General features: G+C 65.0%; 12 protein-coding genes and 1 pseudogene. 5 read left to right on the top strand and 8 right to left on the bottom strand.

Going from position 1 to position 13,238, the window contains the following annotated elements:
- The 3 genes from JNN06_RS14130 to JNN06_RS14120 form a co-directional block, all read right to left on the bottom strand.
- On the bottom strand, nt 1-754 hold a 754-nt coding region (locus JNN06_RS14130), incomplete at its 3' end, for a GTP-binding protein (protein WP_291240237.1).
- A gap of 182 nt (nt 755-936) precedes the next feature.
- Complete coding sequence (locus JNN06_RS14125) at nt 937-1,884, bottom strand: carbon-nitrogen hydrolase family protein (RefSeq protein WP_291240238.1); 948 nt, start codon at nt 1,882-1,884, stop codon at nt 937-939.
- 75 nt (nt 1,885-1,959) lie between these two features.
- A complete protein-coding gene (locus JNN06_RS14120) occupies nt 1,960-2,877 on the bottom strand; it encodes a LysR family transcriptional regulator (RefSeq protein WP_291240236.1) in 918 nt (305 codons plus the stop codon).
- Nucleotides 2,878-2,979: 102 nt separating this feature from the next.
- On the opposite strand from JNN06_RS14120, the gene JNN06_RS14115 reads away from it, so the two are divergent.
- The 5 genes from JNN06_RS14115 to JNN06_RS14095 all read left to right on the top strand — a co-directional run bounded on the left by JNN06_RS14115 (nt 2,980) and on the right by JNN06_RS14095 (nt 10,187).
- On the top strand, nt 2,980-4,188 hold the full coding sequence (locus JNN06_RS14115; protein WP_291240235.1) for an acyl-CoA dehydrogenase: 1,209 nt from the start codon (nt 2,980-2,982) through the stop codon (nt 4,186-4,188).
- Nucleotides 4,189-4,270: 82 nt separating this feature from the next.
- The gene (locus JNN06_RS14110) at nt 4,271-6,454 is read left to right on the top strand and encodes a thiamine pyrophosphate-dependent enzyme (RefSeq protein ID WP_291240234.1); all 2,184 of its coding nucleotides are present in this window, start codon (nt 4,271-4,273) and stop codon (nt 6,452-6,454) included.
- Nucleotides 6,451-7,467 carry an ACP S-malonyltransferase gene (locus tag JNN06_RS14105; protein WP_291240233.1) on the top strand — a complete coding sequence of 339 codons (1,017 nt, stop codon included), beginning with the start codon at nt 6,451-6,453 and terminating at the stop codon, nt 7,465-7,467. Before JNN06_RS14110 ends, JNN06_RS14105 begins: the two co-directional genes overlap by 4 nt.
- Before the next feature lies 1 nt (nt 7,468).
- Entirely contained in the window at nt 7,469-8,962 is a 1,494-nt protein-coding gene (locus JNN06_RS14100; RefSeq protein ID WP_291240232.1) for an aldehyde dehydrogenase family protein, read from the top strand.
- Between the two features lie 145 nt (nt 8,963-9,107).
- Nucleotides 9,108-10,187 carry a saccharopine dehydrogenase C-terminal domain-containing protein gene (locus JNN06_RS14095; RefSeq protein ID WP_291240231.1) on the top strand — a complete coding sequence of 360 codons (1,080 nt, stop codon included), beginning with the start codon at nt 9,108-9,110 and terminating at the stop codon, nt 10,185-10,187.
- 55 nt (nt 10,188-10,242) lie between these two features.
- Here JNN06_RS14095 and JNN06_RS14090 read toward each other — a convergent pair whose 3' ends face one another.
- From JNN06_RS14090 to JNN06_RS14070, 5 genes and pseudogenes are all read right to left on the bottom strand, one after another.
- Complete coding sequence (locus tag JNN06_RS14090) at nt 10,243-11,130, bottom strand: peptidoglycan DD-metalloendopeptidase family protein (RefSeq protein WP_291240230.1); 888 nt, start codon at nt 11,128-11,130, stop codon at nt 10,243-10,245.
- A gap of 11 nt (nt 11,131-11,141) precedes the next feature.
- Nucleotides 11,142-11,738 carry a recombination mediator RecR gene (gene recR, locus JNN06_RS14085; protein WP_291240229.1) on the bottom strand — a complete coding sequence of 199 codons (597 nt, stop codon included), beginning with the start codon at nt 11,736-11,738 and terminating at the stop codon, nt 11,142-11,144.
- A 1-nt stretch (nt 11,739) separates the two neighbouring features.
- The gene (locus JNN06_RS14080; RefSeq protein ID WP_291240228.1) at nt 11,740-12,096 is read right to left on the bottom strand and encodes a YbaB/EbfC family nucleoid-associated protein; all 357 of its coding nucleotides are present in this window, start codon (nt 12,094-12,096) and stop codon (nt 11,740-11,742) included.
- A 66-nt stretch (nt 12,097-12,162) separates the two neighbouring features.
- Entirely contained in the window at nt 12,163-12,558 is a 396-nt protein-coding gene (locus JNN06_RS14075) for a hypothetical protein (protein WP_291240227.1), read from the bottom strand.
- Nucleotides 12,534-13,238 (bottom strand): annotated as a pseudogene (locus tag JNN06_RS14070) (DNA polymerase III subunit gamma/tau); the annotation flags it as partial. The gene JNN06_RS14075 and the pseudogene JNN06_RS14070, both read right to left, overlap by 25 nt.

Genomic DNA, 13,238 nt, shown 5'->3' with positions numbered 1-13,238 from the left:
GCCTGTGATCGGCAAAGCCATACAGCTCTTTCGCCCACATCGGATGCTCTTGCGCGCGGTCGAAATCGAACAGCCCGGTCTCGAAAATCGCTTCGCCCGGCACCACCGAGTGATCGGTCTCGATCACTCGTGCATCGGGGTTCAGCGCCCGGATGATCTGCCGCGCCGCCAGCACCCGCGCCGCCCCCGCATCGCGGCATTTGTTCAGCACAATCACATTGGCAAATTCGATCTGTTCGGTCAGCAGCGTGACCAGCGAGCGTTCGTCCTGTTCGCCCAGGCTCTCGCCGCGATCGGCCAGAAAATCATGGCTGGAGAAATCTTTCAGCAGGTTGATGGCATCCACCACCGTCACCATGCAATCCAGCCGCGCCACATCTTGCAGGCTCTGGCCCTCGGCATCGCGGAAATCAAAGGTCGCCGCCACTGGCAGCGGCTCGGCAATGCCGGTGGATTCGATCAAAAGGTAATCAAATCGCCCCTCCGCCGCCAGCCGCCGCACTTCGCCCAGCAGATCGTCGCGCAGCGTGCAGCAGATGCAGCCATTGGTCATCTCCACCAGCTTTTCCTCGGCGCGGCTCAGCTCCGCCCCCTCGCGCACCAGATCGGCGTCGATATTCACTTCACTCATATCATTCACGATCACCGCCACCCGGCGCCCGTCGCGATTGTTGAGGATGTGATTCAAAAGCGTGGTTTTTCCGGCCCCGAGGAAACCGGACAGCACAGTGACGGGAAGGCGGGGATCAGGCACGTGAGGATCGGAAGGGCGGGGATCGAACATGGCGGCGCATCCTTGCAATGTTATATCGTAACATTACCGGGATGTGAAAACCGGGGCAAGAGCCCCGATCCGCAAATGCTCGATCCTCAAAACCGCGATCCCAAAAAACCGATCTCAAAGACCCGAGTCCTCAAAACCCGGATCTCTGAGCCTCAGACCACTGCCACCCCGGCGGCAATCCGCGCGGCCTGTTCCTCCCAATGCAGGTGGTTCAGCACGCCGCCCGCGCGCCGCACCTCTGCAATCGCGGCGCGGTCCACCGTCGCAATCGCCCAGCCGGGCTGGTTCAGTGGCGTTTCCGCGAAAATCCCGGTTTCGGGAAAGCCAAGGTCGGGCGGGCCATAGATCGCCGCCGATCCCACATTCTCATCCACCGCCGGGCAGAAATCGCACAGGCCCACGGTCGGGGCATGCACCACCACGCACTGATTCTCCAGCGCGCGCGCCATGCTACCCACCCGCACGCGGGTAAAGCCGCGCAGGCTGTCGGTGCAGGAGGGCGCCAGCAGGATCTCCGCCCCCGCCTCGACCAGCGCGCGAGACAGCAGCGGAAACTCGCTGTCATAGCAGGTCACGACCCCCAGCCGCCCCAGCGGAGTGTCGAAAACCCGAAGGCCGTGGCCCGGCTCCACAAACCATGTTTCGCGTTCAAAGCGAGTCATGATCTGTTTGTCTTGATGGCCCAGGATGCCGCCGGGGCCATAAAGCGTCGCGCGATTCACCGGGCGGGGGCCGGATGTGTATACAGCGTTACGCTTTGGGTCAGTCTGCCCAGCAGAAGTGTATATATCGTTACCTTTTTCCGACAAAAACACCGGTCCCGAGGCGCCCAGAATATGCACGCCAAACCGCGCCGCCAGCGCGCAATGCAGCGCATCGACCTGCGGTTTCCAGCGCGCAACCTCGTGCAAACAGGCCTCCAGATCGCCCGCCACAGCGCGCCCGCCAAGGCTTCCCAGCTCCATTGCGCCATATTCGGGAAAGACCAAAAGCGCCGCGCCCGAGGCCGCCGCCTCGCTCACCCAGGCGGTGACCTTGGCGGCGTAACTGTCGAAAGAATCATGAAAATCAAGCGGATAGGCGGCGGCAGCGATGGTCACGCGGGTCATGATGGCTCCTGTCTTTGGCGCATTCTGCCATGGCGCGCGCGGCTGCGCCCGCCCAAGCGCGACCTGCTACCATGCCAGCACGCCCTCATCCGCGCTGCCCGCCACCGCCTGCAAAAGCCAGTCCCGAAAGGCGATCAGCGGCGGATAGCTTTCCGCCGAATGCGGCCAAACCAGATAGTAACTCCCCCGACTCGGCACCGCCCCCCCCCAGGCATCCACCAACCTCCCATCCTCTAGTTCCGCCTTCGCCAGAAACTCCGGCAGCAGCGCCACCCCCATGCCATAGATGGCGGACTGGATCATGGGTGCGAATTGATCAAACAGCATCCCCAGCGGAGGGTTTCCCGCAACCCCATGATATTGCAGCCAATCTGACCAGGCGTCGGGCCGGGTTTCCAGTTGCAGCAGCGGCAGACCGATCAGGTCGGCGGCGGTTTTCACCGGGTGGCTGGCCAGAAATCCGGGCGCCGCGCAGGCCACCATGCGCTCGTCAAACAGCTTGGCAAAGCCCGCATCCGGCCAGGTTGCCTCACCAAAATGGATCGCCGCGTCAAATCCCTCCTCGGCAAAATCGAACGGCCTGAGCCGCGTGCCCAGGTTGATCGTCACCCCCGGATGCGCCGCCAGAAACCGCGGCAAGCGCGGCGCGAGCCAGCGCGTGCCGAAGGTCGGCAGGATCGAAAGCGCCAGCGTGCCGCCCCCCGGCGCCGAACGCACCCGCATCGAGGCCCGGCTGATCAGATCCATCGCCTTGGCCACGTCTTTCGCATAGGCCAGCGCGTTTTCGGTCGGCACCAGCCGCCGCCCCTCGCGCCGGAACAGCTGCACCCCCAACTGCGCCTCAAGGTTCTGGATCAGCCGCGACACCGCGCCCTGTGTCAGGCTCAGGTCATGGGCGGCGGCGAGGGTCGATCCGGTGCGGATCACCGATTCAAAGGCCATCAGCAGCGAAACCGAGGGCAGCAGGCGGCGGGGCGTGGCCATGATCTATGCCTTTTGCGCATTCTATCAGGCCAATCTATCGTTATCGCGCCGCGAAACAATCCCTTAAACACATATGCAAGTGATCCTCCGAAAGGCAGACAGATGGCCCTGAAACCGAAAGACGCCCCCGACCTTGGCCGCTTCGATTGGGAAGATGCGTTCCGGCTGGATGCGCAACTGACCGAGGACGAGCGCGCCCTGCGCGACGCCGCCCGCGCCTATGCGCAAGACAAGCTGCAACCCCGCGTCATCAAGGCCTTTGCCGAGGAATCGACCGACCCGGCGATCTTCCGCGAGATGGGCGAGATGGGCCTGCTGGGCGTGACCGTCCCCGAGGAATATGGCGGTCTGGGCGCCTCTTATGTGGCTTACGGGCTGGTGGCGCGCGAGGTGGAGCGTGTCGATAGCGGCTATCGCAGCATGATGTCGGTGCAATCCAGCCTCGTGATGTATCCGATCTATGCCTATGGCTCGGAAGAGCAGCGCCGCAAATACCTTCCCAAGCTGGCGAGCGGCGAATGGATCGGCTGCTTTGGCCTGACCGAACCGGATGCGGGCTCGGATCCGGCGGGGATGAAGACGGTGGCCCGCAAGACCGCCAATGGCTATGTGCTGAACGGGTCCAAGATGTGGATCTCCAACGCGCCGATTGCCGATGTGTTTGTGGTCTGGGCGAAATCCGAGGCGCATGGCGGCAAAATTCGCGGTTTCGTGCTGGATAAGGGCATGAAGGGCCTCTCGGCACCGAAAATTGGCGGTAAATTGTCCCTGCGTGCCTCGATCACCGGCGAGATCGTGATGAAGGATGTCGAGGTCGGCGAGGATTCGCTGCTGCCCAATGTCGAGGGGCTGAAAGGCCCGTTCGGCTGCCTCAACCGCGCCCGCTATGGCATCAGCTGGGGTGTGCTGGGCGCGGCAGAGTTCTGCATGAGCGCCGCGCGGCAATACGGGCTGGACCGCAAGCAGTTCAACAAACCCATCGCGGGCACCCAGCTTTATCAGCTGAAACTGGCGAATATGCTGACGGAAATCAGCCTTGGCCTGCAAGCCAGCCTGCAAGTGGGCCGCCTGATGGATGCCGCCAATGCCGCGCCCGAGATGATCTCCATCGTCAAGCGCAACAATTGCGGCAAGGCGCTGGAGATCGCGCGCCACGCCCGCGACATGCACGGCGGCAACGGAATTTCCGAGGAATTTCAAGTTATTCGCCATATGGTGAACCTTGAGACGGTGAACACCTATGAAGGCACCCATGACGTGCATGCGCTGATCCTGGGCCGTGCCATCACCGGCCTTCAGGCCTTCTTCTAAACGGCGCGCGGGTTCCGAATTTTCGTCGAAAATTCGGGGCCCGACCTTCCGCGACAGGGCAGCTTCAAAGACAGGATACGGCATGGATCGCGCCGACATCGTTCACGACAATTTCCTGCGTCGCATTGCGGCGCGGGATATTCCGCATGGCAGCGCCCCTTCGGGGGCGCTTCCGGCGTTTCAGGCGGTGGAGATTTACCGCGCCGCCTGCCTCTCGCGGGCACTGGATCGGCAAAGCCGGGTGATGCAGCGGGCGGGGCAGGGGTTCTACACCATCGGCTCTTCGGGGCATGAGGGGCTGGGGGCGGTGGCCACTGCGCTGCGCCCAACCGATATGGCCTTCCTGCATTACCGCGACGCGGCGTTTCAGATCGCGCGCAGCCGACAAGTGCCGGGGCAAAGCATTGCCTGGGATATGCTTTTGTCCTTCGCGGCCTCCAGCGAAGACCCGATTTCGGGCGGGCGGCACAAGGTTCTGGGGTCAAAGGCGCTGAACATCCCGCCGCAGACCTCCACCATCGCCTCGCATCTGCCCAAGGCCATGGGTGCGGCCTATGCCATTGGCGCGGCGCGGCGCCATCGGCCCGAACATGCCGAATTGCCCGAGGATGGCATTGTCTATTGCAGCTTTGGTGACGCCTCGGCCAACCACTCCACCGCGCAGGGCGCCTTCAACGCCGCGCAATGGACCAGCTATCAGGGCATTCCGCTGCCTTTGCTTTTTGCCTGTGAAGACAATGGCATCGGCATTTCGACAAAGACACCGAAGGGTTGGATCGCGGCCTCGTTCCAGAACCGCCCCGGTTTGAAATATTTCGCCTGCGACGGCCTCGATATGTTCGACACATTCGCCACCGCGCAAGAGGCCGCGCATTATGTGCGCACGCGCCGCAAGCCGGCTTTCCTGCATATTCGCACCATCCGGCTTTATGGCCATGCCGGGGCCGATATGCCCACGACCTATCTCCCGCGCGAGGAGGTGGAGGCCGAGGAGGCGCAAGACCCGCTGCTGCATATGGTGCGGGGCCTGGATCAGATCGGGGCGATGACCCCGGAGGCCGCCTTGCAGGTTTACACCGCGACCAATGCGCGCGTCGCCCGCATCGCGGCTGAGGCGGTGACGCGTCCGCGCCTGACGGATGCCAAGGGCGTCATGGCCGCGCTGATCCCGCCGAAGCGCGCCTGCAAGCCCACCAACGGGCCATCGCCCGATGCACGCGCGCAGGTTTTTGGCAGCGATCTCAAACAGATGGCCGAGCCGCAGATCATGTCGCGCCTGATCAACTGGGCGCTGACCGATCTGATGCTGGAGCATCGTGAGATCGTGATGATGGGCGAGGATGTGGGCCGTAAGGGGGGCGTTTACGGTGTCACCCAGAAATTGCAGGCGCGCTTTGGCGCGGATCGGATGATTGACACGCTGCTGGATGAGCAGAGCATTCTGGGCCTTGCCATCGGCATGGCACAGAACGGATTCATCCCCATGCCGGAGATTCAGTTCCTCGCCTATCTGCACAATGCCGAGGATCAGCTGCGCGGCGAGGCGGCAACGCTGCCCTTCTTCTCCAACGGTCAATACAGCAATCCGATGGTGCTGCGGATTGCCGGGCTTGGCTATCAGAAGGGCTTTGGCGGGCATTTCCACAATGACAATTCGGTGGCGGTGCTGCGCGATATTCCGGGGCTGATCCTCGCTTGCCCGTCCAATGGGGCGGATGCCGCGCGGATGTTGCGCGAATGCGTGCGGCTGGCGCGCGAGGAGCAGCGGTTGGTGGTTTTCCTTGAACCTATCGCGCTTTACCCGATGCGCGATCTGCATGGCGAGAAGGATGGCGGCTGGATGCAGACCTATCCCGACCCGTCAGAGGTGATCCCCTTCGGGCAGGTGGGGTGTCATGGCGCGGGCGCGGATCTGGCGATCGTCACCTTCGGCAACGGGGTTTACCTCAGCCGTCAGGCCGAGCCGGCGCTGGCAGAGGCCGGGATTCGCGCGCGGATCATCGACACGCGCTGGCTCTCGCCCTTGCCGAAAGAGGCGCTGACGCAGGCGGTTGCGGGGGCAAAACGCATCCTGATCGTCGATGAAACCCGCCACACCGGCGGCATGGCCGAGGCGCTGATGGCGCATTTCCACGAGGCCTGCCCCGGCATCCCGCTGGCGCGGGTGACGGCCGAGGACAGTTTCATCGCCACCGGCCCGGCCTATGCTGCCACCATGCCCTCGCGCGACAGCATTCTGGCCGCGGCGAAGGAGATCTGCGCATGAAAACCGCCGTTGTGATCTGCCCCGGTCGGGGCACCTATACGAAAACAGAGCTGGGCGTGTTGGGGCGGCACTTTGCCGACAAGGGCTTGCTCGCGCATTTCGATGCGCGCCGCGCGGCGGCAGGGCAAGAGACGCTCTCGGCGCTGGACGGCGCGGCGAGCTATTCCGTCGCGAAACACACGCGGGGCGACAATGCCTCGGCGCTGATTTATGCCGCCACGCTGGCTGATTTTCGCGCCATCGAAGGGGTGGAGGTGGTGGCCGTCACCGGCAATTCGATGGGCTGGTATTCGGCGCTGGCCTGTGGCGGGGCGCTGACGCCCGAGGGCGGGTTCGAGGTGGTGAACACCATGGGCACGCTGATGCAGGAGCGGTTGATCGGCGGGCAGCTGATCTATCCGTTCCTGGGCGAGGATTGGCGGCCCGATCCGGCCCGCAAGGCCGAGTTGATGGCGCTGGTCGACCGCATTCCCGGGCTTGCCCTGTCGATTGATCTGGGCGGCATGCTGGTGCTGGCGGGCGAGGAGTCTGCGCTGAAGGCCTTTGAGGCGGCGGTGCCGGTGGTGCAGGGCCGCTTTCCCATGCGGCTGGCCAATCACGCGGCCTTCCACACGGCGCTGCAAGCCCCGGTCGCCGAATTGGGCCGAGCGCGCCTTGCGCCGGGGCTGTTTGGCCAGCCAAGCCTGCCGATGATCGACGGGCGGGGCCATATCTGGTGGCCCGGTGCCTGTGACACGCAAGCCCTGTGGGACTACACGCTGGGCCATCAGGTCGTGCAGCCCTATGATTTCACCAAGGCCATCACCCATGCCGCGCGCGAATTTGCGCCCGATCTGTTCATCGTCACTGGCCCCGGCACCACTTTGGGCGGGGCGGTGGCGCAAAGCCTGATCCTCGCCAACTGGCGGGGGATGGTGTCGAAAGCCGATTTCCAACACATTCAGGAAACCGCGCCGTGCCTCGTCTCGATGGGGATGGACACGCAGCGCAAACTGGTCACCAAGGGAGACTGACATGACCCATGCCGACGTTTTGCAAGCCGCAGGCCTCAGCGCCGCAGAGCTGACCGGGGGCACGCTGGCCGTGCATTCGCCCATTGACGGCGCGCTGGTCGCCCATGTGCATGAGACGAACCCTGCCGATATGCCCGGCATCATCGCCAAGTCGCAGGCGGCTTTTCGATCGTGGCGCACGGTTCCGGCGCCGCGCCGGGGCGAGCTGATCCGCCTGTTGGGCGAGGAGTTGCGCGCGGCCAAGGCCGAACTGGGCGCCCTGGTCACGCTGGAGGCGGGCAAGATCACCTCTGAGGGTTTGGGCGAAGTGCAAGAGATGATCGACATCTGCGATTTTGCCGTGGGCCTGTCGCGCCAGATCTATGGCCTGACCATCGCCTCCGAGCGCCCCTCGCATCGCATGATGGAAACCTGGCACCCGATGGGGCCGTGCGGCGTGATTTCGGCCTTCAACTTCCCCGTTGCGGTCTGGTCCTGGAACGCGGCGCTGGCGCTGGTCTGTGGTGATCCGGTCATCTGGAAACCCTCTGAAAAAACCCCGCTGACGGCGATTGCCAGCATGAAGATCATGGACCGCGCGCTGGCCCGGTTTGGCGACGCGCCGGAAGGTCTGGTGCAACTGGTCATCGGCGGCCCCGCCATTGGCGAGGCGCTGGTGAACTCGAAAGACGTGCCGATCATCTCCGCCACCGGATCGACCCGGATGGGCGGGATTGTTGGCCCGAAAGTGGCCGCGCGTTGGGGCCGCCCGATCCTGGAACTGGGCGGCAACAACGCCATGATCGTGGCGCCCTCGGCCGATCTCGACATGGCGGTGCGCGCCATCGTCTTTTCGGCCGTCGGCACCGCTGGCCAACGCTGCACCACGCTGCGCCGCCTGATCGCACATCACTCGATCAAGGCGGACCTCGTGGCGAAACTCGCCAAAGCCTATGCCAGCCTGCCCATCGGCGACCCGCGCGCTGCCGGCACGCTGATCGGCCCACTGATCGACGAGGCCAGCCGCGCCCGCATGGTGGCGCAGATCGACAAGGCCCGGGCCGAAGGCGGCACGGTTCATGGTGGCACCGAGGCCGAAGGCGTGCCCGGTGGTGCCTATATCTCCCCCGCGCTGATCGAGATGCCCGCCCAAACCGAATCAGTGCGCGAAGAAACCTTCGCCCCCATCCTTTACGTTTTGGGTTACGAAACCCTTGACGAGGCCATTGCCCTGCAAAATGACGTGCCGCAGGGGCTTTCCTCCTGTATTTTCACGCTGAATCTGCGCGAGGCCGAGGCTTTCCTGTCGGCGGCAGGGTCGGATTGTGGCATCGCCAATGTGAACATCGGCCCCTCGGGCGCCGAAATCGGCGGTGCCTTTGGGGGCGAGAAGGAAACCGGCGGCGGGCGCGAAAGCGGCTCGGATGCCTGGAAGGGCTACATGCGTCGCCAGACCAACACCATCAACTATGGCGCCACGCTGCCCTTGGCCCAAGGCGTGAAGTTCGACTTTTGAGCCTTTCGGCGCGGCTGGCATTTCGCCCGCCGCGCCGTTATTTCGCCCGGAAAACGCTGCACTTCGGGCGGTCTGTCCGGCGCAATCGGCACGCCTGTCCTTTAGCCTGAACCGATAAGAAACGTTCAGCGGACAGGAAATTCCCATGTCATTCAACAAGATCGCGGTTCTGGGCCTTGGCAAGGTCGGCCATCTGGCGGCCGAGCTGCTGGTGGAAAGCGGTTTCACCGTTACCGGCATTGATGCCCGCGATACGCAGGCGCCTTTTGCCACCAAAACCGTCGATCTGTCGGATGCCGCCGCGCTGAAGGCCGCGCTGGAGGGGCAAGAGGCGGTGCTGTCCTGCCTGCCTTATCACCTGAACATCGGCGTCTCGACCGTCGCCCATGGCCTCGGGCTGCATTACTTCGACCTGACCGAAGATGTGCCCACCACCAAACATATCCGTGACCTGGCGAAAACCTCCAAGGGGCTGATGGCGCCGCAATGCGGGCTGGCCCCCGGTTTCGTTGGCATCGTCGCCGCCGATCTGGCGAACCAGTTCGACACCGTGCGCTCCATCAAGCTGCGCGTCGGCGCCCTGCCGCAAAACCCCACGGGCCTTCTGGGCTATGCCTTCAACTGGTCGCCCGAAGGCGTCGTGAACGAATATCTCAACGATTGCGAGGTGATCGAGGAGGGCGTGCTGAAAACCGTTTCCGCGATGGAATGGACGGAGGCGGTCTATATCGACGGCATGCAGCTGGAGGCCTTCACCACCTCCGGCGGTCTGGGCACCATGTGCGAAACCTATCTGGGGCGCATCGAGAACCTTGATTACAAGACCATGCGCTATCCCGGCCATGTGCAGCTGATGAACTTCTTCTTCCACGAGCTGCTGATGCGCGAAAACCGCGCCGAGGCGGGGCGCATCCTGACCAATGCGAAACCTCCGGTGGATGAGGATGTGGTCTATGTCCATGTCGCCGCCGAGGGCAAAACCGGCGGCCAGCTGCGCCGCAAGGAATTTGTGCGCAGCTACTACCCCATTGAAATCGGCGGTAAATCCCGTACGGCAATCGCCTGGACGACCAGCGCCTCGGTCGTCGCGGTGATCGAGATGGTCCGCGCGGGCGCGCTGCCGCAGCAAGGGTTCCTCAAGCAGGAAGACATCCCGCTGACCCCCTATCTTGCCACTCGCACCGGCAATTACTACCAGATCGGCCACCGCGCGCGGCACGCCTGATCCTTCAACTTGGTCCAAATATCCTGGGGGTCCGGGGGGTAAAACCCCCGGGGCCTCAGCCCAAAGCGCCCGCTGGCAGGCGCAGGATCAGATTGGGATCGGGGCAAATCTGCTGCCAGACATCCCACAGGCTTTCATGGCCGACGCCAAAGAAATTGCCCTCGGTCTGTTCCATCATGTCGGCCATGACCTGAAAATGCAGATGCGGCGCCCAGCCGCCGTTTTCGGGCCAATTGCCCAGATGGGCGATCACTTGCCCCGCCGCCACCGCTTGCCCCACCCGGCACAGGCCGGGCAGGCTGGCGGCCAGATGGCCGTAAAGCGTGAAGAACGGCGCTTCGGGGCCGTCATGGCGCAGGATCAGCGTATGGCCGTAATCCAGCGGATCGGCATTATAGACCACCGAATGCACCACGCCAGGCAAGGGCGCATGGACCGGCGTGCCCGCAGGGGCAAAAACGTCGATCCCCATATGGATCATCCGCCGCTCCGGGCTGGCCTGATCGGCGAATTGGGCGGCGCGATAGACACTGCGTTTTTCGCCATAAGGGCCAAGGCCATACTCCACCCCCTGTTCAGCGAACCACAGGTCAAAGCCAAGGTCTGAATAGGCGGGCATGCCCTCTGTCACATCACACAGCAGCGGCATATGCGCGCTGGCGGCGATCTCGGGCAGAAATACCGGCGCAACCTCGGATTTTCGCAGAAAATCCGCGACCGTCGGCGCGGCGGGCAGGCCTGCGCCGGCGCGGATCACGGCGCGCAGCAGGCCTTGATCCACGGCGCGCAGTCTTGCGGCCTCCGGGGCCGGGCCGAGCGCGGCATAAAGCGCGGGCAGCAGGGCCGCCGCCTCTTGTGCCGAGAGGCCCGCGCCCGCACGCCGCAAGGCGCCGTAAAGATCGGCCTCGCCGCGCAGCCCTTCGGCCAGAATGTGAGCGTCCATCCGTCTCCCCCTCAGAATCGCCGCCTTGCCCGCAGCGCTGCCCCGATCGTGCCATCGTCCAGGTAATCCAGCTCGCCGCCAATCGGCACGCCCTGTCCCAGCGACGACACCTGCGCCGCACTGCCCGACAGCGCGTCGGCGATGTAATGCGCGGTGGTCTGGCCATCGACCGTGGCGTTTAGCGCCAGGATCACCTCGCGCGCGCCGTCCTCCCGCACCCGCGCCACCAGCTGCGGGATGCGCAGATCCTCGGGGCGCACCCCGTCCAGCGCCGAAAGCGTGCCGCCCAGGACGTGATAGCGGCCGCGAAACACGCCCGCACGCTCCATCGCCCAGAGGTCGGCCACATCCTCCACCACACAAATCTCGCCGGTGTCGCGCTTCGGGTCAGCGCAGATCGGGCAAAGATCGCTGGTGCCGATATTGCCGCAGACCGTGCAATCCCGCGCGCTGAGCGCCACATGCGCCATGGCCTGCGCCAAGGGGGCCATCAGCGGCCCGCGTTTCTTCAGGAGTTGCAGCACGGCGCGCCGGGCCGAGCGGGGGCCAAGCCCCGGCAGCCGCGCCATCAGCCCGATCAGATCCTCGATATCCGAGGGCGCTGCCATCTCAGAACGGCAGTTTGAAATCGGCGGGCAGGCCAAGCCCTTCGGCCAGTTTGGCCATTTCCTGCTGCCCGCGTGCCGAGGCCTTGGCCTGCGCATCCTTGATCGCGGCGAGGATCAGGTCTTCGACCACTTCCTTTTCCGAGGGCACCAGGATGGCCGGGTCGATCTCAAGGCCCGTCAGCTCGCCCTTGGCAGTGGCGCGCACCTGCACAAGGCCAGCCCCGGCCTCGCCCGTCACCTCGATCGCCGCGAGCTTTTCCTGCATCTCGGCCATCTTGCCCTGCGCCTCTTGCGCGGCCTTCATCATCTTGGCCATATCGCCCAGACCGCCAAGCGCCCCACCCAGACCTTTCAGCATCGCCGCCGCCTCCGTTCATCCTATGTTCATCAGATACGGCCTGCCCGGGCCTGCGGCAAGGGGCGCCTAGCCGAGGCGCTTCCAGAACCGCAGAAAGGCCAGCACGCCCAGCAGCAGCGACAGGGCGGCGGCGGGGTTCTGGCTGCCCATACAGCCCTCGGTGCGGGCGGCAGCGGCCATTTCGGCGCTGTTGCCGAGAAACAGCAGGAAGGCCAGCGCCACGGCGGCCAGCGTGACGATCACCAAAAGCCAGCGCCAGCCGCGCCACATGGCAAGGCCAAACAGCGCCAGCAGCAAGAGGGCGGGGGGTGAGGTGAAGGTGAACAGCGTTTCGCCCAGCCAGCCCACCGGGGGGCTGCCCGGCACCCAGCCGGGGCGCAGCTTGTCGCAGACCTCGGCCAAGGCCGGGGCGGGCACAAGCAGCGCGAGGGCGGTGATCAGTCTTGCTCGAACGGGTCCCATTCGTCCTCCACCTCGGGCAGGGCCTGCACGGCGGCCTCTTGAGCCATGGCCTCGGGCGTGCGGATTTCGGTGATTTTCGCGCCCGGAAAGGCCGACAGCACCGCCTGCACCAGCGGGTTCTGCATCGCCTCGGCCTCGGCTTGCAGGCGCTCGGCGTCGCGCGTCTCGCTGACCGTCGGCGCACCGCCCGACCCCACGACCGAGACGCCCCAGCGGCTGCCGGTCCAGCCTTGCAGCCGCGCGGCAAGGGTGGCCGCCAGATCGCGCGGCGCCTCGGGGCCGGGCTCGAACTCGATGCGGCCGGGGCTGTATTTCGCCAGCCGGACATAGGTTTCCACGGCCAGCAGCAGCGTCATGTCGCGCTTTTCGCGGATCAGGTCCAGCACATTGTCAAAGGTGGCATAGACCTTCAGCCGGTCCTCCGCCAAGGCGAGTGCCGCCCCACCCTGCATGGTGGGCGCGCCCATGGAAGGGCTGCGGGCCGGGGCCATCATGCGGGCGGGAGCATGGACCATGCCGCCACCGCCGCCCGCCGGCGCCCCGCCGCCACCGCCGGGCTGCACCGGGGGCGGGCCGGATTGCAAGCGGCGGATTAGCGCCTCGGGGTCGGGCAGATCGGCGACATGGGTCAGGCGGATCAGGGCCATTTCGGCGGCCATCATCGCGTTCGGGGCCAGCGC

This window comes from Gemmobacter sp. (assembly GCF_016792925.1).
Classification (GTDB): domain Bacteria; phylum Pseudomonadota; class Alphaproteobacteria; order Rhodobacterales; family Rhodobacteraceae; genus Gemmobacter.
The sequence above is the reverse complement of the archived record's forward strand: the minus strand, read 5'-3'. Positions and strand labels throughout refer to the sequence as shown.